Raw genomic sequence first — 22472 nt, 5'->3', positions numbered from 1 at the left:
GTCCGTTATGGACTTTATTTTTGCTTAGTTTGTGCTTGTGCTTGGCCGGTTTCAGCCCGGGAGTAAAATCCGGCGGAGACCGGCTGAAGCCAATCCTGACACACTTTAATGACAAAAGTCGATAACAAATCCATTACCTTTTTACCGGTATTTTTCAGTTGCAGAGTCGGTAAAACAGCCCGTCTTGCCTGGCTCAAGGCACGGTGGCGCCTGCCTGGTGGCGGATGAGGAAATCAGAAGCTGTGGGCTGGGAAAGCTGGGGAATATGGATAGCAACAGCGAGGGGGAAAGGTGGTGGGCGCCGAACCCAGGTCGGCGCCCCGTGATAATCAGAGTTTTTCCAAACGTTGCTGATAGTCGCCTATCAGGTGCTCGACTATGTCTTTGGGGTCTGCTTGATCGCAGCATTCGTCCAAAAACAGCTTGAAGGTCACCAGGGCATGACCATCGTTTTTCAGCCTCGAGCTTTGCACGGCAAAGTACGCCATTTCATCACTGGCTTTACGCACCACAAACCCTTGGTCTTCAAACGCCAGCTCACCGGACTCGCTGTGCCATTTGGTGATGCGTTTTAACGCGATTTCACTGGAGTGATTCAGCTCGATGTGGTTCTTCCAGCTCACTTCATGCTGGGGATCCTGATAGTGGGGGCAGCGGACTGTGTAGTTGTAAACATGAGTAATGGCTGTCATAGCTTTCCTGCCTTATTTGCGCTTGAAGAGGGGTTACTTGTTCGGCGCACTTTGAAGCTGCAGCGACAATGTAACTTTCCTTTTTTGTAGCACGGCATTAGCGGCTAAGAAAGGGTGCGGGATCTCAGTTTGTGGCCACTTGCTGCTTTTATCGCCGACCAGAAGGCAAAAACACGACATAAAAAATGGCCCGACATATTGCCGGGCCTGTGTTTGCCTGTTCTTTGCAGGGAATAAGCGAACAAGCGGATTGTAAGACATTTGTATCAGGCTGTAACCTGAAACCTGTTAAAGAATTGTGCTCTACCAGTCTCTGATAAGGGGATTTGTCTGATTTTGAGAGTCAGATCCCTCGCTTAGGCTCACTCATGCGATAAGGGTGCCCCTTACCCCTTAAATAGCGTTCTTCTGACATGGCCGGATGAAGGCCGAGAAGCTGAGCAAAAGGGTTCACAGGGCGAGCCCCATTTCTGACACATACTGCCGGCGTTAATGCCAGGATGCCAACAAAAAGGCCCCCGGGGGAGCACCGGGGGCCTGGCTTTGTCTTCCTTCAGGGAAGTTTAAAGCGCATTACGGAAGATCTGACAGATTTCCTCATGGGTGGCCTGTTTGGGGTTGGTAAAGCCGCAGGCATCTTTAAGGGCGTTGTCGGCGAGCACGGGAATGTCTGCTTCTTTTACGCCAAGTACCGTCAGATTCTCGGGGATGCTTACCGCCCTGGACAGTGCCTTGATGGCATCAATGGCGGCCTTGGCACCCTGTTGGTCGTCAAGCGTATCTACGGCAACGCCCATGGCTTTGGCGACGTCTTTCAAACGTGCTGCTGCCACCGTCGCGTTGTATTCCTGCACGTAGGGCAGCAGCAGAGCGTTACATACCCCGTGGGGCAGGTCGTAGAAGCCACCGAGCTGGTGGGCCATGGCATGTACATACCCCAGACTGGCGTTGTTAAAGGCCATACCGGCAAGGAACTGGGCATAGGCCATCTGTTCGCGGGCCTGAATGTCCTGTCCCTGTTTCACCGCCCGCTCCAAATATTGCTGGATAAGCTCAATCGCCTTGATGGCGCAGGCATCTGTGATGGGGTTGGCTGCAACAGACACATAGGCCTCAACGGCGTGGGTCAGGGCATCCATCCCGGTGGCAGCAGTCAAAGCCGCAGGCTTTTTCACCATCAGCTCAGGGTCATTCACCGACAGAATAGGCGTGGTGTGCTTGTCGACTATGGCCATTTTGATATGGCGGGCTTCATCGGTGATGATGCAAAAGCGGGTCATTTCACTGGCGGTACCTGCGGTGGTGTTGATGGCCACCAGGGACAGCTGCGGCTTGGCCGACTTGTCGACACCTTCGTAGTCCTTGATGTTGCCGCCATTGGTGGCGACCAGGGCGATGCCCTTGGCGCAGTCGTGGGGCGAGCCGCCGCCGAGGGAAATTACAAAGTCACAGGCGTGGGTTTTGAGCAGCGCAAGTCCGGCGTCCACATTGCCTGTGGTGGGATTGGGCTGTACGCCATCGAACACGACAGCGGTAATACCGCGTTCACCCAGTTTTTCCACCAGTTCACCGGCAATACCTATTTGTACCAATGGTTTATCTGTGACAATCAAGGCCTTTTTAAAACCCAGGGTGACGATGTCACCTATCGCATCGTCTACGGCTCCCTGGCCGAGTACGTTTACAGACGGGATAAAAAATTTAGCAGCCATAATATCTACCTCGTTGAGCTGAAATTGAATTTCTTCTGCCATTAACGATATCAGTCAGCTTGAGGCTAAATTGTGATCTCTCTCCACCTTCATATCCCCATAGTGGTAAATGAGTTCAAAAGTTGTAACCGGATAACAGTCTGCGGCGAAAATGTCGTTGCCGGGTATCTTTTACCAGCAAGCTGACTGAACAACTTTTGTGCAAGTTGCACCTTGTTGGTGCTTTTTGTTGCACATCAATGGGCTGCGATGCATCGGAGCGTTTTTGAAATCGACGCCAAGTGGATAATTTATAAGTTCATTTTGCTGAAACCAAAGTGAAGCAATCGACTGGCATGCTGTCTGCTCAGTGACCTGTATGGTCGGGACGGAGAGTGGCAGATGGGATTGGAAAAGCTCTTTTATCTGCAAGGTGTGGGAGACAGGTTTATCGACTGCGATGGCCGTGAACAGGCCATACCTGAATCCGCTCGGCTGGCAATGTTGCGTGCCCTGATGGGGCTTGAACAATCACCCGATGAGGCCGACATAGCCGCCCGGGTGGAGACCCTCGACAGCACGCCATGGACGCAGCTGCTGTTGCCGCTGCAATGGTGTTTTGACTCCCGACCGTCATTTGAGTGTCAGCTGCCTGAAAATCGGATGCTGGACATGGTGTTAACCCTGATTTCAGAGCAGGGGGAACGCCGAACGCTGACGCTTTTGGCTAAAGATGCCGAAACGAGCGGTGATTATCAAAGGCCCGATGGCCGATACCTTCGCTGCCGTTACACCCTGCCGCCCCTGGGTATGGGGGAGTATCAACTGCTGCTGTCCCATCCTGTTTTGGGGCAGGGCAAGGGAACCTTGCTGATGATCCCCGAGCAGGCCTATGGCGGCACTCAAAGCCCTGGCAAGCGTCCCTGGGGGCTTGGTATCAGCCTGTTTACCTTAAGAAGCCCGCGCCAGTGGGGCATGGGCGACTTGGGCGACCTGCAGACTCTGATTGAGCTTGCGGCAGAAGCCGGTTGCGATTTTATTACCCTGACGCCCTTGCATGCCCCCGATATCGCCAACCCGGAGCTTGCCAGCCCATACAGTCCCTGGGACAGGCGCTTTCTCAACCCGCTCTATATCGCCATCGACTTGGTGACCGAATACAGTCAATTTGCGCAGGAATTCAACGGCGGTGACTGGCTGCGTGAACGCCTTATTCTCAATCAGGCAACCCTGATTGATTACCCCAAGCTGGCCCTGCTGAAGTATCGGGCGCTGGCAAAGTTGTTTGCGGCTTTTTGGCAGCTGGATGAACTCACCGGGCGACGCGTACGCTTTGAGCGCTTTGTGGCCGGGGGCGGTGCGGCGCTGATGGACTTTTGCCGTGACGTCAGCCAAAGGGCATCCGCCCTTGAGAGTGAATGGCACAGCGACCCCCTGCTTGCCGATGCGCTGCAACGCGCCGAGTTTCACGCCTGGCTGCAGTTTGTTGCCGATGAGCAGTTGTCACTGTGTCAGCTTCGCTGCCGTCAGGTGGGTATGTCCCTTGGTTTGGTGCGGGATTTGGCAGTGGGGGCGCTTGCCATCGGCAGTGAAGTAAGCCGCTCCGGCGTGTTTTGTCAGGGGGCCGATATCGGGGCGCCGCCTGACCCTTTTGCCCGGCAGGGGCAAAATTGGGGTATGCCCCCCATGGACCCCGTGGCGCTTAAGGACTCGGCCCTAAGCCACCTCAAGGCCCTTTATCGCAGCAACATGCAAAGCTGTGGCGCGCTGAGAATCGACCATGTGATGGCTTTGACCCGATTGTGGTGCTGGCCCAAGGACGATGAAAACGGCTGCTATCTCTACTACCCCCAGGAGCTGATGCTGGCGGTATTGTGCCTTGAGAGCCACAAGAACCGATGTGTCCTGATAGGGGAAGATTTGGGCACCGTGCCACCGCTGCTCAAGGGCTTACTGCGGGAACGGGGCATTCTGGGGAATGACGTCTTTTACTTTTGCCGGGAGGGCGGGGGATTTTCGCCGCCACGTGAGCACAGAGTCGGCGCCCTGTTGCAGCTTGGCAATCAGGATGTGCCTCCCTTTATGGCGTGGTGGCGCGGCATTGACCTTGGCTTGCTTAAGCAGCTTGGGCTTATCCCCTCCCTGACCGGGGCGCGGGAGGAGCGAATCGCACTGTGCCGGGGATTGCTGCAAAACCTGGTGCAAGCCGGATGTCTGCCGACAGAGGCCCTTGGATGGGGAGCCTGTGATGGGCTGTTTTCCGGGCCAGAGGAGGCTGAGGCTCAAGTCCCCACAGGCACTGTCGCTGCAGGTTTTCACGAGGCCAAAGCCGTTTTTGATGCCCTGCTTAGCTGGCTGCCTTGCAGCCGCGCCAGATTGTTTTCCGTCAGCCTTTGGGATCTGGCGCTTGAGTCTTTACCCATCAATATTCCCGGCACCAGTTTCGACTATCCCAACTGGCGTGCCCGCATGAGCAAGTCGCTGGAAACCCTGTGGCAAAACCGTGAGTTCAGAGCGCGGCTGGAGTCGATTCGTGTGGCCCGAAGTCACTCCCACGCGGGGCGCCATAACGAGCCTGCCCGAGGTGACGCCATGGCGTACGCAGAAGACAGCGAGCGTCAACATTGACCCAACACCTTGAAATTAAAACAACTCGTTGACGTGAAAACAACTCACTGAAATGAAAACAAACCAGAATTGGAGAACCCCATGACCAGCATCCAGAGCCAGGACTCAACTCTCATCAGTGAAGATGCCGCCCGCGCACTGGCGCGTGGTCAGTATGTGGATGCCTTCTCCCTGCTGGGTATGCACACCGACAACAACCAGTTGGTGGTGCGCTGTTTTCTGCCGGGGGCACTGGCGGTGGATGTGCTCAGTGCCAAAGATGGCAAAAAAGTCGCCAGTCTCAGCGCCGAAGCCCGGGAAGGCATGTTTGCCGGGGTGATGGGCCGCAGGGTCAAGCCCTTTCCTTACCTGCTGCGGGTTGCCTACCCAAGCCATGTGGAAGATGTGTACGACCCCTACGGCTTTGAGAGCCTGCTGAGCGACTACGACCTCTACCTGTTCGGTGAGGGGCGTCAGCTGTATGCCCAGGACTTTTTGGGCGCCAATCCGAAAGAGGTTGAGGGTGTGGCCGGGGTGCTCTTTGGCGTATGGGCGCCCAATGCTGCCCGGGTGTCTGTGGTGGGGGATTTCAACCATTGGGACGGCCGTATTCATGTGATGCGCTTTCACCCTGCCAACGGGGTGTGGGACATCTTTATCCCCGGCGTGCATGACTATGCCCACTATAAATTCGAAATTTTGACCGCCGATGGCGAGCTGCTGATTAAGTCAGATCCCTTCGCCAAAACCATGGAGGCCGCGCCCAATAATGCATCCAGAGTCGCTCCCCGGTCATCCTTTGTCTGGCAGGATCAGGACTGGATGCAGGCACGGGACAAAGACTGGCATCGCCAGGCCATATCCATTTACGAGCTTCATCTGGGCTCATGGCGCCGTAAAGGCGAGAGCGGTGACACCTGGCTGACGTACCGCGAGCTTGCCGATGAATTGGTGCCCTATGTGAAGTCACTGGGCTTTACCCACATAGAGTTGATGCCCTTGTCGGAGTTTCCCTTCGACGGCTCCTGGGGATATCAGCCGGTGGGCCTCTTCGCGCCCACACAGCGATTTGGCAGCAGCGACGATTTGAAATACCTGATTGATACCTGCCACCGCGCCGGTATCGGGGTTTTGATGGATTGGGTGATAGCCCACTTTCCGGCCGATGCCCACGGCCTTGCCCGCTTTGATGGCACCTGCCTCTTTGAACATCAGGATCCACGCCGTGGCCGCCATCCCGACTGGGACACCCTGATTTTCAATTATGGTCGCGCCGAGGTGCAGAGTTTCCTGTTATCGGCTGCCACCGTTTGGCTGCGGGATTTCCATATCGATGGGCTGCGTTTGGATGCGGTTTCTTCCATGCTGTATCTCGATTACAGCCGCGCCGAGGGAGAGTGGCTGCCCAATGCCGACGGCGGCCGTGAAAACCATGAGGCCATCGAGTGCATCAAGCTGATAAACAGCCGTCTGTATGGCGAGTTTCCCGGTATCGTCATGATTGCCGAAGAGTCCACCGCCTGGGACGGCGTATGTCGCCCGGTCAGTGAGGGCGGCCTGGGGTTTGGCTTTAAGTGGAACATGGGCTGGATGAACGACACCCTGGCTTACCTTGGCAAGGATCCGGTTCATCGCCGCTGGCACCATCATCAACTGACCTTCGGCATCATGTATGCCCACAGCGAGCAGTTTATCCTGTCCTTAAGCCACGATGAGGTGGTCCATGGCAAGGCATCGCTGCTGTCGAAAATCCCCGGTGATGACTGGCAGAAGTTCGCCACCCTGCGAGCCTATTACGGATACATGTGGGGTTTCCCCGGTAAGAAACTGCTGTTTATGGGCGCTGAGTTCGGCCAGCGGGCCGAGTGGAATCACGACCAGAGTCTCGACTGGCACCTGTTGCAGTACGCGCCCCATCAGGGGCTGAGTCTGTGGCTGTCCGATCTCAATCGCCTCTATCAGAGTCACACTGTGCTTGGGCAAACGGATCACGACCTGTCCCGTTTTTGCTGGCTTGATTGCGACAATGCCGAGCAGGGCATTTATGCCTTTGTGCGGGGCGAGGGGGATGAAGCCTTGGTATTTGTGGTGAACATGACACCCCAGCCCCTGTCTGGCTATCGCCTGGGGCTGCCCTGTGAAGGCGACTGGCGAGAGCTGCTCAACAGCGATGCCAGCTGCTACGGCGGCTGTAACCAGGGCAATGGCGGTGTGATTGTGTGCACCCCCGAGCCCGCCGGTGGCCAGCCACAAAGCGCCCTGATCACCATCCCGCCCCTGGGCTGTCTGGTGCTGGGGCTCAGCCGGGATAAATTGCCCGCGACTTCGTCTGCGCCTTCAGCCGACAACGCGCTGCCCGTAAAAAAAGCCCCTGCCTCAACCAAGGCCAAGTCAGCCACCAAGGCCAAGCCCGCCACCAAGGCCAAGTCCACTGCCAAGACACAGTCTTCTGCCACTGACAAAACGCCCGCTACATCCAGGGCCAGCACCAAGTCCGGTGCCAGATCTGTGTCCAAAGCTCCGTCCAAAGCGGCGGCAAAAACCAAAGCTGAGGATCCCGGCCTATGAGCGATTTGCACCGGCGATGCGGGGTATGGCTATTTAGCGAAGATGGCGTCAGCAAGGCGCACTTCGGGGTGTTCAGTCGCCATGCCAGCGCAGTGTTCCTGTGCCTTTTCGATGAAGAGGGACGGGAGTTTTCCTATCCCATGAAGCGACGTGGTGATTTTTGGTCACTGACCCTGGATGGCATTGGCGAGGGGCAGACCTACGGCTTCCGCGCCGATGGTCCCTGGGCCCCCGCGGCAGGTCACAGATTCGACCCGGCTAAACTGCTGCTGGATCCCTACGCCCTGGCCATTGATGGGTTGCCAAAGCTTGCGGTCGCCCAGGCGGCGCAGGGCTCGGCCGGTCCACAGGACCCGCATTTTGCCCCCTCGTCCGATGGGGAAGACAATGCCGCCCTGATGCCGAGGTGCCGGGTGGTGGACCTGGCTGCATTACCGCCCTTTGTGCATCCCAAGCCCGGCTATGCCATGGAAGAGAGCGTGATTTACGAGCTCCATGTGAAGGGCTTTTCCATGGGCTTTCCCGGTGTGCCGCCTGAGCACAAAGGGCGCTTTGCCGCGCTGGCTGCGCCTGAAGTCATCCATTATCTCAAGCGGCTGGGGGTAACGGCGGTGGAGCTGATGCCCTGCCAGCAGTTTTTTGATGAGCCTTTTTTGCATGCCAAGGGCCTGTCCAATTATTGGGGCTACAACAGCATCGGCTTTTTCGCGCCCCACAATGCCTATGGCGACATCCGCGAGTTCAGGGCCATGGTGGATGCCCTGCATGGCGCCGGTATCGAGGTCATTCTGGATGTGGTCTACAACCACAGCGCCGAAGGCAATGCCATGGGGCCGGTATACAGCTTCAAGGGGCTGGACAACGCCTGCTATTACCGCCTCACCGACAGCGGGCATTACATCAATGATACCGGTTGTGGAAACACCCTGGATTTGGGGCAGCCCAGGGTGCTGGAGCTGGTGATGGACTCCCTGAGGTACTGGGCCGAGGTGGGCGGAGTCGACGGCTTTCGCTTTGATTTGGCCGCCTGCCTTGGCCGTATGCCCCATGGCTTTGATATCCACTGCGGTTTTTTTGCCGCGCTCGGGCAAGACCCTGTGCTCAAAGCGCTCAAGCTTATTGCCGAGCCCTGGGATGTGGGCCCCGGCGGTTATCGTCTCGGTGAATTCCCCGCCGCCTTTGCCGAGTGGAATGACAAGTACCGTGATGCCATGCGCAGGCTCTGGCGTGGCGACGAGCAAATTCTCGGTGAATTTGCCCGCCGTTTTCATGGCTCGGCGGATCTCTTTGAGCCCTCCCACCGTGGCCCCTGGGCCAGCCTGAATTTTATTGCCAGCCACGACGGCTTTACCCTGAGGGACCTGCTGAGTTACCAGCAGCGCCACAACCTTGCCAACGGTGAAGACAATCGGGATGGCCATCAGGAAAACCTGAGCCACAACTTCGGCGTGGAAGGCGAGGCGAGTGAGCTGGTGGCGGCCCGCAAGCACAAGGCCAGGGCGATGCTCGTTACCCTGTTTTTCTCCTTTGGGGTACCCATGCTGAGGGCCGGGGATGAGCTGTGGCAGACCCAGCAGGGCAATAACAATGCCTACTGTCAGGACAATGCCCTCACCTGGATTGACTGGGAAAGTGCCGACAGGGAACTCATCGACTTTGTGGCGGGGCTTATTCGCATCCGGCGGCAACTGCCGCTGCTTGCGGCCACCCGCTATATCCATGGCAATAACCCGGATGATGGCCGCAAGGGGCCTTTTCTGGCCTGGTTCAACGAGTCCGGCCTGCCCATGGCTGGCACCGACTGGCATCGCTGTGGCCCGCTTATCGCGGCGCTGGGCGAGCATCATCCGCTGCGTGGCTCAGAACTCTTACTGATATTGATAAACCCCAGCCAGTCGGCGGTGGACATAAGCCTGCCCCGGTTTGCCGTGTGGGAGCAGTTGCACAGCCTGTGCGGAAACAGCGACTTGCCGGCGCGGATTGAGGCGGGCGGCACCCTGACGCTGCCCGGCGTCAGTATCTGGATTTTTCACGGACACAGGGATGCCGAATCCGGCACTCAATAACGGAGACCTCACCATGGCGACCAAACGACTGAAAGCGGCGGATACCGAAACGGATAGCTGCAGACCCCAGCCCTGTGAACCCTGCGATGCGCTGCCGGCCTGTCTGGAGCGTCAGCTCAGATACAACCTGTGCCGGGAAGAATCCCGCCATCAGGATTTGTTTCATGCCCTGGCACACGGTGTTAAGGAGCAGCTGCTGGACAGCTGGCGTGAAACCCGAAAACGGGACGCCAGTGGTCCGCAGCGTCAGGTGGCATATCTGTCGCTGGAATTCCTGATGGGCAGAACCCTGGGGAATGCGCTTTTGAGTCTGGGGATAAGCGACGATGCCCGCAAGGCGCTGCTGCCCTACAGCGTGACCCTGGAGGAACTCGAGTCAGAAGAGCACGACGCCGGGCTGGGTAACGGTGGCCTTGGGCGCCTTGCTGCCTGCTTTCTCGACTCCTGCGCCAGTATGGACATTGCCGCCACCGGATATGGCATCCGCTACGAGTACGGCATGTTTGCCCAGAAAATTGTCGATGGTTATCAAATAGAACGGCCGGATCGCTGGCTGAAAGAGGGCAACCCCTGGGAGGTGCGTCTGCACGGACAGGCGGTGATGGTGCCTTTCTTTGGCCATACCCAGTCCTATGTGGACAGGGACGGCCGCCGCCATATGCAGTGGCTCGGCACCCAGGACGTGGTGGCCGTGCCCCACGATATGCCGGTGCCCGGTTATCGCAATGGCCGCATCAATACCCTGAGACTGTGGAAAGCCGAGGCCACAGATGACTTCGATTTGGAAGAATTCAATCAGGGTGACTATGCCGAGGCAGTGGCCCGGAAAAATCTGGCGGAGCAGATCACCATGGTGCTCTATCCCAACGACGCCAGCGAAAACGGCAAGGAGCTGAGGCTGCGTCAGCAGTACTTTTTGTCATCCGCCAGCCTGCAGGACTTGCTGCGCCGTCACTGTGCCAGCTTCGGCGATAACGTTGCCGATTTCCATCGCCACAATGTTATTCAGCTGAACGACACCCATCCGGCCATTGCTGTGCCCGAGCTGATGCGCCTCCTGATAGATGTGTATTGCCTGGAGTGGGACGAGGCCTGGCACATCACCTGCCACACCATGGCGTACACCAACCACACGCTGCTGCCCGAAGCCCTGGAGTGCTGGAGTGTGCGCATGCTGGGGCACATGCTGCCGCGGGTGCTGGAAATTATTTATGAAATCAACGCCCGTTATCTGGATGAAGTGGCCCACCACTGGCCCGGGGACGGCGAAATGCTGGCGCGTATGTCCATCATCGAGGAAGGCGCCGAGCCTCGGGTGCGTATGGCGTATCTGGCCATAGTGGCGAGCTTCTCCGTTAACGGGGTGGCGGCGCTGCACACCGAGCTTTTGCGCCGTGGACTCTTTAAAGACTTCCACGCCCTGTGGCCACACAAGTTCAACAACAAGACCAATGGCGTCACCCCAAGACGCTGGCTGATGAATGCCAACCCCAGATTATCGGCCCTGATTGACCGGCGTCTTGGCAGTGCCTGGCGCGAAGACTTAAGTCGCCTCGAAAGCCTCAATGCCTTTACCTCAGATTCTGACTTTATCCATGCCTGGCGGGAGGTGAAGTCGGTCAACAAAGAGGCGCTTGCGGCCCTGGTTGAGCGTGAATGCCATGTGCAGTTTGACACCGCCATGATGTTCGATGTGCAGGTGAAACGCATCCACGAATACAAGCGCCAGCTGCTGAACATTCTGCATGTGATTCACCTCTACCAGCGCATTTTAAGTGGCGACACCCACGGCATGGTGCCCCGCTGCGTGCTGATTGGCGGCAAGGCGGCGCCCGGTTATGCCATGGCCAAACTCATTATCAAGCTGGCGGGCAATGTGGCTCACATGGTCAACAGTGACCCCCATGTAACGCCCTGGCTGAGGTTTGCCTTTTTGCCCAACTACAACGTCAGCGCCATGGAAGTGATAGCACCGGGCACCGACCTGTCTGAGCAAATCTCCACCGCGGGCAAGGAGGCCTCGGGCACCGGCAACATGAAGTTCATGATGAACGGCGCCCTCACCATAGGCACCCTGGATGGGGCCAATATTGAAATTCTTGAAGCCGTTGGGGCGGATAACTTCTTCCTCTTTGGCCTTAATGCCGACGAGGTGGCGGCCCTGAAGCCCCACTATCGCCCACAGGACTACATCCGTCATTCGGTTGCTTTGGAGGGGGTACTCGAGCTCATCCGCAGCGGGCATTTCAGTTTGCAGGAGCAGGGCATCTTCGACCCGATTATCGCAGCCATTGAAAGCCCATGGGATCAGTGGATGACCGCGGCCGACTTTGAGTCTTACCTCAGTGCCCAATATCAGGCGGCAGCACTTTATGCCAACAAGGACGCCTGGGCCCTTTGCAGTATCCGTAACACCGCGGCCAGTGGCCGTTTTTCATCCGACGCCACCATAGCCCGTTACCGGGATGAGATTTGGACCGGTGCCTGAATTTGACGCAGCCAAGGAGCCTTTAATGCCCAATCACAGCCCTCGCTTCATCAGTAACCTGACCCGTGAAACCTATGCCCTGATCCTCGCAGGAGGTCGTGGCTCGCGCCTGTTTGAACTGACCGACTGGCGCGCCAAACCGGCGCTCTATTTCGGCGGTAAGTTCCGGGTCATCGACTTTCCCCTGTCCAATTGCATCAATTCAGGCATCCGCCGGATAGGGGTGGTCACCCAGTATCAGTCCCACTCGCTTATTCGCCATGTAATGCGTGGCTGGGGCCATTTCAAACGTGAACTGGGGGAGTCGGTGGAGATTCTGCCTGCATCACAGCGTTATTCGGAAAGCTGGTATCAGGGCACGGCAGATGCCGTGTTTCAAAACATCGATATCATCCGCCACGAGCTGCCAAGGTATGTGATGATCCTCTCCGGTGACCATGTGTACCGCATGGATTATGCGGGCATGCTCGCGGCCCACGCCCAGTCGGGCGCCGATATGACGGTGTGCTGTCAGGAAGTGCCGGTTGCCGAAGCGGCTGGGAGTTTTGGGGTGATGGAAGTGGCCGAAGATATGCGCGTGGTGGGATTTGAAGAAAAACCCGCCAATCCTTCCTGTCTGCCACACGACCCTGAGCGCTGTCTGGCATCCATGGGTAACTATGTGTTCAACACCGAGTTTTTGTTCGACCAACTGAGAAAAGACGCCGAAAACGCGTCCTCTGAGCGCGACTTCGGCAAAGACATCATTCCGTCCATCATCCGCGAGCACAAGGTGTTTGCCTATGCCTTCAAGAGCGGTCTTGGCGCCGGTCAGGATTACTGGCGGGATGTGGGCACCCTGGATGCCTTCTGGCAGGCCAATATGGAGCTCTTGTCCCCTGAGCCACACCTGAATCTCTATGATGCCAAGTGGCCCATCTGGACTTATCAGGAGCAGTTGCCGCCGGCCAAGTTTGTGTTTGACGATGAAGACAGGCGGGGCTGTGCAACCGACTCCATTGTTTCCGGCGGCTGTATCATCTCGGGCGCCAGGGTCAAACGCAGTGTGCTCTTCAATGAGGTGCGGATTTGCTCTTATTCCGAGGTGGAAGGGGCGGTGATATTGCCCGATGTGGTGGTGCTGCGTAATTGCCGCCTCAGGAATGTGATTATCGATCGCGGCTGCGTTATCCCGGAAGGCATGGTGATTGGCCATAACCACGACCACGACAGGGCCAGAGGTTTCAGGGTGACAGACAAGGGGGCGGTGCTTATCACCCGTGAGATGCTCGGTTTGCCCGTGGGCTTTGAATAAGGTGGTAGACGTGTTGCAAAAACCCGATGAAGTTATCCCGGTACAGACAGCAACTCCCCTGCAGGTACTGATGCTGTGCGCCGAACACGGCGCCCTCGCTGGAGCCAAAGTTGGCGGCATGGCCGACGTGCTGGCGGGTTTGCCGCCGGCGCTCAAGGCCTGCGGCGTGCAGGCCAGTGTGGTGATGCCGGGATACGGCTTTCTTGGACAGCAGGCCCATGCCGGTGATGGTGAGCAGCGTCTCGTCTTCAGCGTGCCTTTTCGTCATCGCATGGAGCAAATTAGTCTGCAGCGGATAACCGACCCACGGGATGATGGCTTAAGCATTTATCTGCTGGACAATCCGGCGTGGCACACGGCGCCGGGTCAGATCTATGTTGCCAGCGGTGATGGCCGTCCTTTCGCCGATGACGCCGATCGCTTCGCGCTTTTTGGTGTAGCGGTGGCCGAGGCGCTCTTGCAGGGGTTAATTCCAAAGCCACATGTCCTGCATCTTCACGACTGGCATCAGGGCTTTTTTGCGCTGCTGCGCAGTATCGACCCGCGCTACGGGCAGCTTAAGGCCATACCTTCAGTGCTCAGTATCCATAATCTGGCGCTGCAGGGCACCCGGCCCCTGGCTCAGGAGGCATCGTCCCTCGCGGCCTGGTATCCCTGGCTTGAAAAGTATCCTGCAGCGATCCTCGACCGCCGTTATCCCAATTGCGTTAACCCTTTGCGGGCGGCCATTTGCCTGAGTGACAGGGTGCATCTGGTGTCGCCCAACTATTGCCGTGAGGTGCTCCGGCCATCAGACCCCATCACGGGTTTTGTGGGCGGTGAGGGGCTGGAAGCGGACTTGCAGCACTGCGATGGGAAACAGCAACTGGTGGGGATCCTCAATGGCTGTGATTATCCCGATGATCAGGAGGACAGGAGACCCTCGATACAGGAACTGGTGCTGGGGTGTCACCGAACCCTCACGGCAGCCCAGGCCAATCGCGATACCGTGCGGGCGATAGACTTTATCGCGGCGCAGCGATTGTGGCAGCCAATGGAAGAAAAGGCCTTTTTACTGACCTTTGTGGGGCGCCTGACCTCGCAAAAGGTCGCGCTGCTCTGTCGCAGTCTCAATGGTAAAAGCGTGCTGGAGCACATACTGGCGCGACTCGCGTTATTCAGTCCCGCCGCACGCTTTTTTATGCTCGGTAATGGTGATGAACAGATAGCGAGAGTCTTTCAGCAACTGGCGGCAAGGCACGATAATTTCATTTTTATCAATCATTTTGATGTGAAACTGTCGGAACTTGTTTATCGGCGCGGGGATCTTTTTTTGATGCCCAGCAGCTTTGAACCCTGCGGCATCAGTCAGATGCTTGCCATGCGCAGCGGTCAGCCCTGTCTGGTGTCCAGCGTGGGTGGGCTGGTGGACACGGTGAAGGACGGCGAAAATGGCTGGCGCTTCGAAGGAGATGACACAGATTCTCAGGCTCGGGCCTTGCTGAGTAAGCTGGATTTCCTGCTTGAAACCACTGGTACGTCAGACTGGCAGCGGGTCGCAAAAGCGGCATTGGATACGCGTTTTTCCTGGGAAGAGGCCGCAGCGTCCTACCTGAATAAACTCTACCGGCCATTGCTCGGGACATACTGATTCCCTCTGCTACAATTCTCTCATCGCTGGGGCTTTTATCCTTTGTGTAACAAGAGCATGATGGAGAAAGTCTCAGGTATTCAAACCCGGGAGAATTCACGCAGACAATGACCCAGGGCATTTTCTTTCCACTGGTCCAAAATGCCGCGCTGCTCTTGGCGCTGGTGTACCTGTATGACGCCATCCCCTGGCTGAAACAGCAGCGGATCCGGTGGTTTTGGCACGTCATGCTGGGGGTGGTGATTGGCGCCATCGGCATGACCATTATGTCGGCTCGCTATGAGTTTGCCGAGGGTATCTACTTTGATACCCGCGCCGTGCTGCTCAGCGTTTGCGGTCTCTATTTCGGTGCTATTCCAACGCTGATTGCCTCAGCCATGATGGCCGTCTATCGCTACGGCATGGGTGGCCCTGCCATGCTGGCCGGTATCGCCGGTATCGCTTTCAGCGCGGTGATGGGGCTGCTCTGGCGCCTGCGCTGGCAGAAAAATCTGATTGAAATAAGCACAGGTCAGCTGTTGCTGCTGGGGGGGCTGGTTCATCTTGGCACCTTGCTGTGTTTCTTTATCATGCCCTTTGATCTCGCCTGGGCGCTCATATCGACCATAGGCACCACTGTGATGCTGGTATGCCCCCTGGCGACCTTGCTCCTTGCACGGCTGTTGGCCCGGCGGCTTGAGATAGAACGTGACGAAAAAATAAAACTGCAGGATGACTTCCTGTTTCGCTCGCAATTCAATGTCGGCAACATCGGCATTGCCATCACCTCTGTGGACAAGCGCTGGATTAAGGTTAATCCCCGGTTGTGCCAGATGCTCAAGTATTCTGAAAAAGAGCTGCTGTCGATGAACTGGGAGCAGATGTCCCACGAAGACGATATCTCGGTGGATCTTGCCCATTTCAATCAAATGCTGGCGGGGGCCATAGAACAGTACGAACTCAACAAACGCTTTTATGCCAAAGACGGCAGCATTGTTTACACCCATATGACGGTGGCCTGTAAGCGCATTGCGGGCAAGGTACAGCTGGTGATTGCAGGTTTTATGGATATTTCAGCCCAAACCCAATCAGAAATGTCTGTGCGCGCCAGTCGGGAGCAGTTGTCCCTGGTGCTTGCCTCCGCCGAGCTGGGGTTTTGGGACTGGGATTTGAAAAGCGACCTGATTGAGCGTAACGAGCGCTGCGCCGAGATGCTGGGGTGCTCCGTGGAGGAGATGCGTCAGAACCACAGGATCTGGATGGACTCCATTCATCCGGATGATCGCATGGCGGTGCTCAAGTCTATCGATCGGCATCTGCAAGGTCATACCGAAAGCCACAACATGGAATATCGCATCATTCGAAAAAATGGCGAGACACTCTGGGTCCGTGACACGGGGCGGGTGATGCAAAAAGACAGCAGTGGCAAAGCGGTCAGGATGTGCGGTGTACATTTGGATATCACCAATGTCCGCAATAATCAGGAGCAAATGGAACTGGCGGCCTCGGTATACAACAACTCCAGTGAAGCCATGAGCGTGATGGACCACAAGGGCAACATCATCACGGTTAACGCCGCTTTTGCGGATATCACAGGTTATTCGGCCAGGGAGGTGCTGGGGCGCCATATCAGCCAATTTTACTGCGCCCGCAACAAGCCGGCTTTTTATGATGAGGTGAATCTTGCCATCAAAGAAACCGGCCGCTGGCAGGGTGAAATGTGGCAAGAGCACAAAAACGGTAAGGAGTATCTGATTTGGCTTACGGTGAATACCATTTACGATGCTTATCACAGGCCCCATCGCCGGGTGGCGCTCTTTTCTGATATCACTGAGAAGAAGGCCCAGGAGCAGCTTATTTGGCAGCAGGCCAACTACGACCCCCTCACCAAGTTGCCCAACAGGCGTATGTTGCTGGATTACCTCGACCGGGAGATTTCGCTGGCAACCCGGCAAAAAAGGCGGTTTGCGCTGATGTTTTTGGATTTGGACTTTTTCAAAGAGGTTAACGATACCCTGGGTCATGACATGGGGGATAAGCTGCTCATTGAGTGCGCTGACAGAATCAAAGCCTGCGTGCGTGACTCGGATGTGGTGGCTCGCCTTGGCGGAGATGAGTTCACTGTGATGATCCGGGACGTCCAGGATGTTGGTGGGATCGAGCGTGCTGCCAGCAAAATCCTCAAGGCCATTGCGGAGCCGTTTCAACTGGGGCCGGAATCTGCCTATATCAGTGTGAGTATCGGCATTACCCTGTTCCCCGAAGATGCTTCTACCCGGGAAGCCTTGCTCAAAAATGCCGATCAGGCCATGTACGCGGCCAAGGAGCAGGGACGCAACCGATTCAATTACTTTACCCCCTCGATGCAGGAGCAGGCCAAGTACCGGATGCGGCTTATTCAGGACTTACGCTTTGCTATCGAACACCAGCAGTTCAGTCTGGTGTATCAGCCCATAGTGCACCTGCCAAGCGGCAAGGTGCACAAGGCCGAGGCCCTGCTGCGCTGGCATCATCCTGAGCGGGGTTACATTTCGCCGACCGAGTTTATCCCGGTTGCCGAAGACACAGGGCTGATTATGGAAATTGGTTCCTGGGTGTTCGAGCATGCCGCACGGCAATGCCGCGACTGGCATAATGCCTATGGTGCGACCATTCAACTGTCGGTGAACAAGTCGCCGGTGCAGTTTCGTGATGAAGGGGAAAACTTTGAGCGTTGGGTCGCCCTGTTGCAGGAGCTGGAACTGACCAACGGCGGGATCTGCATCGAAATTACCGAAGGCCTGTTGCTGGATGCCTCCTCCGGGGTGGCCGAAAAACTGCTGACCTACAGGGACGCCGGCATTCAGGTGTCTTTGGACGATTTTGGCACCGGCTATTCCTCGCTGGCGTATCTGAAAAAATTTGATATCGACTACCTTAAAATCGACCAATCCTTTACCCGCCATCTGGAAGAGGACGCCAGCGACAGAACCCTGTGTGAGGCCATTATTGTGATGGCACAAAAGCTGGGGATGAAGGTGATTGCCGAAGGGGTTGAAACCGCAAAGCAGCAAGAGATCCTCAAGGCCATGGGGTGTGACTATGCCCAGGGGTACCTCTATTCGGCGCCTGTCTCCCGGGAAGAATTTGAGGCGCGTTTTCTGGCTACGGATGATGATGCCGCGCTTCAGTCAAAGAATCATAGGACCAAGATAGCCGCCAAGGCCAATCCGTCCAAAAAAGCACAGGATGCCTGAGTTGCAAAATACAAGGCCTGTCTTGCTGACTAAACCCTTTTGACCTTAACCGGCGCGCCGTTATACTGCGCTCCTTTTTGCTAACTGGCAGTGCTGAGCAACTCGCCACCACAGGAGACTTATGTCCTTCGATTCGCTGGGATTGGCAGCGCCCCTGCTACAGACACTGATACAGTGCGGATATCGTGCGCCAACAGAAATTCAGGCCCAGAGTATCCCGGTGCTCCTCAGTGGCCGCGATTTGATTGCGGTGGCGCAAACCGGCAGCGGGAAGACGGCGGCCTTTGCTCTGCCCATCTTGCAGCAGTTGGCTGCCAGGAAGCCGCGAGGCAGTATTCAGGCGCTGGTACTGGTGCCAACCCGGGAGCTTGCGGTGCAGGTCGCTGATGCCTTTACGCGCTACAGTGCTGGCCTGGGGCTGACGACGCTGGCGGTTTACGGTGGGGTGAATATTCGTCCCCAGCGCCAGGCGCTTGCCGCCGGGGTCGATATTCTGGTGGCGACACCGGGGCGCCTTTTGGATTTGACCGGCCAGTTTGGTCTGTCGCTGGCTGAGGTCAACACCCTGGTGCTGGATGAAGCAGACCGCATGCTCGACATGGGATTTGCCCCCGACATAGATAAAATTCGCCGTCAGCTTGGACCACACCAAAGCGCCATGTTTTCAGCGAGTTTTGCCGAGCGGGAACGTGAGTTGGCAGGACGCATGCTATCCAACGCCGTGAGCCTTACCGCCATGGATACCGGCCGCGTTCCCCAGCAGCTTGCCCTTGAGGTCTTTATGCTCGACAAACCTAGATGGGCTGAGTTTGTGGCTGAGCTTGTGGGCAAGCGCAACTGGCGCCAGGCGCTGGTGTTTGTGCCATCCCGGGATGAGGCCAATGGGTTGGTGGCAGAGCTTGCCCTCGACGGGCTGCAGGCGGCTGCCTTCCATGGCGAGCGAACCCAGGGCGCCAGACGACGCGGGCTGGATGAGTTCAAGTCCGGCAAGCTGAGATTGCTGGTGGCAACCGATGTGGCGGCGCGGGGACTGGATATCGAAGACTTGCCCGTGGTGATAAGTCTGGGGCTGCCCCACGGTGAAGAAGACCTGATACATCGCCTTGGCCGCAGCGCCAGAGCCGGGCGGGAAGGCCTTGCAGTGGTAGTGCTGTCACCGGAAATGCGCGCCGATTTGCCCCTGCTGGAGGCTCTGTGCCCGACATTGCCCGAGGTAATCACCCCAGTGGGTTACAGCGCGAAAGATCCCCTGCCGCAGCGGTATCGCGACGGGACTGCAACCAAGCCGGCAACCAAGCCTGCCAACAAGTCTGGCCACAGTGGCAGTCGCTCAGGCCGCGGTGCAGGCAATCGTACGAGCGGTCGCTCTGGCAGCCGCACAGACAGCCGCTCAGGCAGCAATGGCTCACAGCGACAATCAGGAAAGCCAGCCCGGCAGGGGAACGCGCCGAAACGGCACTCCCGTGGCTGAGGGTGTCAGTCGTGGGGCTTTTGGGTACACTGGCAAGCCTTGAAGGCGTGGCGGTTCATCGCGGTGCCGCTCACCAAGAGAGGCCTCTAGAAAGGCTGCTCACCGAAATAGGCAAAGGGGCCATTTGAGCCGAAGGAGTCTTGCCATGTTGCTTGGAAACATCCCCGTCAATGTCATCACAGGTTTTTTAGGTGCAGGTAAAACCAGTTTTATCAAACAATTACTGGCGCAAAAGCCCGAAGAAGAAACCTGGGCCGTGCTGGTCAATGAATTTGGTGAAGTCGGCCTGGACGCCGCCTTGCTGGGGCGCAGCCAGGGGTTAGTGATACGAGAGGTACCCGGTGGCTGCATTTGCTGCGCCGCAGGCGTACCCACCCGGGTGGCGGTGGCCCAGCTGCTGAGGCAAGCCAGGCCCAGCCGTCTCCTGATTGAGCCCACAGGACTTGGGCATCCTGCCAATATTCTCAAAACCCTGATGGCACCCGAGTATCAGGGGGTGTTATCCATCCAGCGCACCCTGTGTTTGGTGGACCCGCGAAACCTGAGTGATGCCCGATATACCCAAAACGACATCTTCAACCAGCAGCTGGCGGTGGCCGATCTGGTGCTGGCCTGCAAGGCCGATGTCCAGGCGCCCGATTTTCTCGCGACCCTTGGCGCTTATGTCAGCGATATCAATCCAGGCGCCCCGGTGTTCCCGTTTTCTGCCAAAGGGCCTTTCTCCGAGGCCCTGCTGACGGCCATGATGCAAACATCGACCCGGGCGCCGCGTCTGATGTCTCCGGCAGTTCCCCGGGGCCTCTTTGCCAGCAAACCGTCAGGCGCTATGAGCCTCTTTGATGAAGGCGATGGCGCACAGACCTTGCAATTCAACGCCCAGGGTTTTATCCGTAAACCCCATCAGGCCGATGGCATTTTTGCCTGTGGCTGGTGTTTCAGCGCCGGGTGGTGCTTTGACTTTGATGCCCTGATGGCCGTGGTCGAGGCCAATCCCAGTCTGAGACTCAAGGCGGTGATGATAACCGCAGATGGTATCCTGGCAATCAATCGATTGGACACAGAGCTGAGTCTGGCGGAGCTCGATGACGCCATGGACTCCCGCATCGAATTTATTGCCACCGCCCCCCTCGACTGGGATGCCATTGAAGGTGCACTGCTTAAAAGCGCTGGCTTGCTGAGATAAATGCAGGGCTTGCAAAGTGTCCCTTCAAACTCAGATATCCTGAGTCAGCCGACAGCGACTTTATTCCGCCTCCTCACGGGGCGCTGGCCGGGCAGGGGATAACTGGCTACAATCAGCCTTCTTTTGTTAAAAATAACAATCAAAAGTTCAGAATATAAAACATGAACCATACCCAAGCTATGCTGGAGGCGCCGGTCTCAAGGCTCTTTTGGCGCTACACCTTGCCCACCATTGCCTCCATGCTGGTCACCGGCATTTATGTCACCATCGATGGCATGTTTGTCGGGCACTTTCTCGGTGAAACCGGACTGGCGGGCATTATGCTGGCTTATCCGGTTGGCGCCCTGCTGTATGCCGTTGGCGCCCTGATTGGCATGGGAGCAGGGGCGCTGGTGTCCATCAAGCTGGGTGAAGGCAAAACGGCCAAGGCCCGGGAACTCCTCGGTAATGCGTTCTGTCTTGTGCTCTTGTCGGCGCTGTTTTTTACCCTGGTGGGCTCAGTCAGTGCCAGGCATATCCTTATCTGGCTCGGCGCCGAAGGGGAGGTGCTGGAAAGTGCCCATGACTACCTGTTCTGGTACTTTGCCCTGTGTATTTTCCCGCTGATCTCAATGGCGTTTTCCACGCTTTTGCGAAACGACGGCAAGCCTGCCTTTGTCACCTGGGTGCTGATAGCCGGAGGTGTGATAAATACACTGCTGGATTACCTCTTTATTGTGGTGTGGGACTTTGGCCTGGCGGGGGCGTCCATCGCCACCATGCTGTCTCAGGCCGTGACTGGTCTTCTTTGTCTGCAGCATTTCTTCAGGGGCAAGACAGCGCTGCGAATCGACTTGCTACAGATGCGGCTTAAGTTGGACAACTGCCTGAATATTGCCCGGGTGGGGCTGCCAAGCCTGCTGATGAACCTGTATCTGTCTATCGTGCTCACGCTGCACAATACTGCACTTTTGTGGGTGGGGACGCCGCTGCACGTGGCCGCTTACGGGGTGGTGAGTTACACAGAGGCATTTTTCTATTTGATTTTTGAAGGTATTGCCCTTGGCTCTCAGCCGGTACTCAGTTTTAACGCCGGTGCCGGACGTATGGACAGGGTTCGCAAGACCCGCAATCTGGCAATGATGGTGACCCTGATGACAGCAGGGCTTGGACTGTTGTTTATCTACTGCAAACCTGAGTGGGCCGTGTACATTTTTGCCGGAGACAACCCGGCGTTAAGCCCAGTGGCCATTGAGGGGATGCGACTCTATTTCTGGGGGCTGCCCTTTGAGGGCCTGATTCTGGTGGGCGCGAGCTTTTTCCAGGCCATCAACAGGCCAAGAGAAGCCTCCATTCTGACCGGCACTAAATTACTGCTGATAGCGGCGGTGATTTACAGTTTTGCTTGGCTGTTTGGTGTCCCCGGCGTCTGGGTGTCGCTGGCCTGTGTCAGCAGCGTTCTCACCTTGTGGATGGTATACAGCCTGGTCAAAATAGACCGTCAGTCAGTGTGAAACGCTGGTGGTTGCTGGTTGCTGGTTGTTGATTGCTGGTTGGTTGTTGATTGCTGGTTGTTGGTTGGTTGCTG

Annotated in this window: 12 protein-coding genes; 10 read left to right on the top strand and 2 right to left on the bottom strand. The window is 57.0% G+C overall.

The window, feature by feature from the left end; genetic code table 11:
- Positions 1-329: 329 nt before the first annotated feature.
- Together JQC75_RS12740 and yiaY are read right to left on the bottom strand one after the other, a co-directional pair.
- A complete protein-coding gene (locus tag JQC75_RS12740; RefSeq protein ID WP_203324453.1) occupies positions 330-692 on the bottom strand; it encodes a cytoplasmic protein in 363 nt (120 codons plus the stop codon).
- Positions 693-1255: 563 nt separating this feature from the next.
- Positions 1256-2404, bottom strand: a complete 1149-nt coding sequence (gene yiaY, locus JQC75_RS12735; protein WP_203324452.1) for an L-threonine dehydrogenase — start codon at positions 2402-2404, stop codon at positions 1256-1258.
- Between the two features lie 381 nt (positions 2405-2785).
- On the opposite strand from yiaY, the gene malQ reads away from it, so the two are divergent.
- The 10 genes from malQ (at position 2786) to JQC75_RS12685 (ending at position 22398) form a co-directional block, all read left to right on the top strand.
- Positions 2786-5011, top strand: coding sequence for a 4-alpha-glucanotransferase (gene malQ / locus JQC75_RS12730; RefSeq protein ID WP_203324451.1), 2226 nt, complete (start codon positions 2786-2788; stop codon positions 5009-5011).
- Between the two features lie 90 nt (positions 5012-5101).
- Positions 5102-7558, top strand: coding sequence for a 1,4-alpha-glucan branching protein GlgB (gene glgB, locus JQC75_RS12725; protein ID WP_380796536.1), 2457 nt, complete (start codon positions 5102-5104; stop codon positions 7556-7558).
- A complete protein-coding gene (glgX, locus tag JQC75_RS12720) occupies positions 7555-9624 on the top strand; it encodes a glycogen debranching protein GlgX (RefSeq protein ID WP_203324449.1) in 2070 nt (689 codons plus the stop codon). Before glgB ends, glgX begins: the two co-directional genes overlap by 4 nt.
- 13 nt (positions 9625-9637) lie before the next feature.
- Positions 9638-12112: a glycogen/starch/alpha-glucan phosphorylase gene (locus tag JQC75_RS12715; RefSeq protein WP_203324448.1), complete on the top strand. Its 2475-nt coding sequence runs from the start codon at positions 9638-9640 to the stop codon at positions 12110-12112.
- 25 nt (positions 12113-12137) lie between these two features.
- Positions 12138-13406 (top strand): glucose-1-phosphate adenylyltransferase, encoded by a 1269-nt coding sequence (glgC, locus tag JQC75_RS12710; protein ID WP_203324447.1) that lies wholly within the window; start codon positions 12138-12140, stop codon positions 13404-13406.
- Positions 13407-13416: 10 nt separating this feature from the next.
- Complete coding sequence (locus JQC75_RS12705) at positions 13417-15036, top strand: glycogen synthase (protein ID WP_239002009.1); 1620 nt, start codon at positions 13417-13419, stop codon at positions 15034-15036.
- A 107-nt stretch (positions 15037-15143) separates the two neighbouring features.
- The gene (locus JQC75_RS12700; protein WP_239002008.1) at positions 15144-18251 is read left to right on the top strand and encodes an EAL domain-containing protein; all 3108 of its coding nucleotides are present in this window, start codon (positions 15144-15146) and stop codon (positions 18249-18251) included.
- Positions 18252-18372: 121 nt separating this feature from the next.
- On the top strand, positions 18373-19722 hold the full coding sequence (locus JQC75_RS12695; RefSeq protein ID WP_203324446.1) for a DEAD/DEAH box helicase: 1350 nt from the start codon (positions 18373-18375) through the stop codon (positions 19720-19722).
- 145 nt (positions 19723-19867) lie between these two features.
- Positions 19868-20905, top strand: coding sequence for a CobW family GTP-binding protein (locus JQC75_RS12690; protein ID WP_203324445.1), 1038 nt, complete (start codon positions 19868-19870; stop codon positions 20903-20905).
- Between the two features lie 161 nt (positions 20906-21066).
- The gene (locus tag JQC75_RS12685; protein ID WP_203324444.1) at positions 21067-22398 is read left to right on the top strand and encodes an MATE family efflux transporter; all 1332 of its coding nucleotides are present in this window, start codon (positions 21067-21069) and stop codon (positions 22396-22398) included.
- Positions 22399-22472: the final 74 nt, after the last annotated feature.

Source organism: Shewanella litorisediminis (genome assembly GCF_016834455.1).
Lineage (GTDB): Bacteria > Pseudomonadota > Gammaproteobacteria > Enterobacterales > Shewanellaceae > Shewanella > Shewanella litorisediminis.
This window is presented reverse-complemented; position numbering and strand designations above follow the sequence as displayed.

Excerpts from the sequence above, each read along its gene's own strand:
- JQC75_RS12740 (WP_203324453.1), bottom strand. The coding sequence starts at position 692 with ATGACAGCCATTACTCATGTTTACAACTACACAGTCCGCTGCCCCCAC.
- yiaY (WP_203324452.1), bottom strand. The coding sequence starts at position 2,404 with ATGGCTGCTAAATTTTTTATCCCGTCTGTAAACGTACTCGGCCAGGGA.
- malQ (WP_203324451.1), top strand. The coding sequence starts at position 2,786 with ATGGGATTGGAAAAGCTCTTTTATCTGCAAGGTGTGGGAGACAGGTTT.
- glgX (WP_203324449.1), top strand. The coding sequence starts at position 7,555 with ATGAGCGATTTGCACCGGCGATGCGGGGTATGGCTATTTAGCGAAGAT.
- JQC75_RS12715 (WP_203324448.1), top strand. The coding sequence starts at position 9,638 with ATGGCGACCAAACGACTGAAAGCGGCGGATACCGAAACGGATAGCTGC.
- glgC (WP_203324447.1), top strand. The coding sequence starts at position 12,138 with ATGCCCAATCACAGCCCTCGCTTCATCAGTAACCTGACCCGTGAAACC.
- JQC75_RS12700 (WP_239002008.1), top strand. The coding sequence starts at position 15,144 with ATGACCCAGGGCATTTTCTTTCCACTGGTCCAAAATGCCGCGCTGCTC.
- JQC75_RS12695 (WP_203324446.1), top strand. The coding sequence starts at position 18,373 with ATGTCCTTCGATTCGCTGGGATTGGCAGCGCCCCTGCTACAGACACTG.
- JQC75_RS12690 (WP_203324445.1), top strand. The coding sequence starts at position 19,868 with ATGTTGCTTGGAAACATCCCCGTCAATGTCATCACAGGTTTTTTAGGT.
- JQC75_RS12685 (WP_203324444.1), top strand. The coding sequence starts at position 21,067 with ATGAACCATACCCAAGCTATGCTGGAGGCGCCGGTCTCAAGGCTCTTT.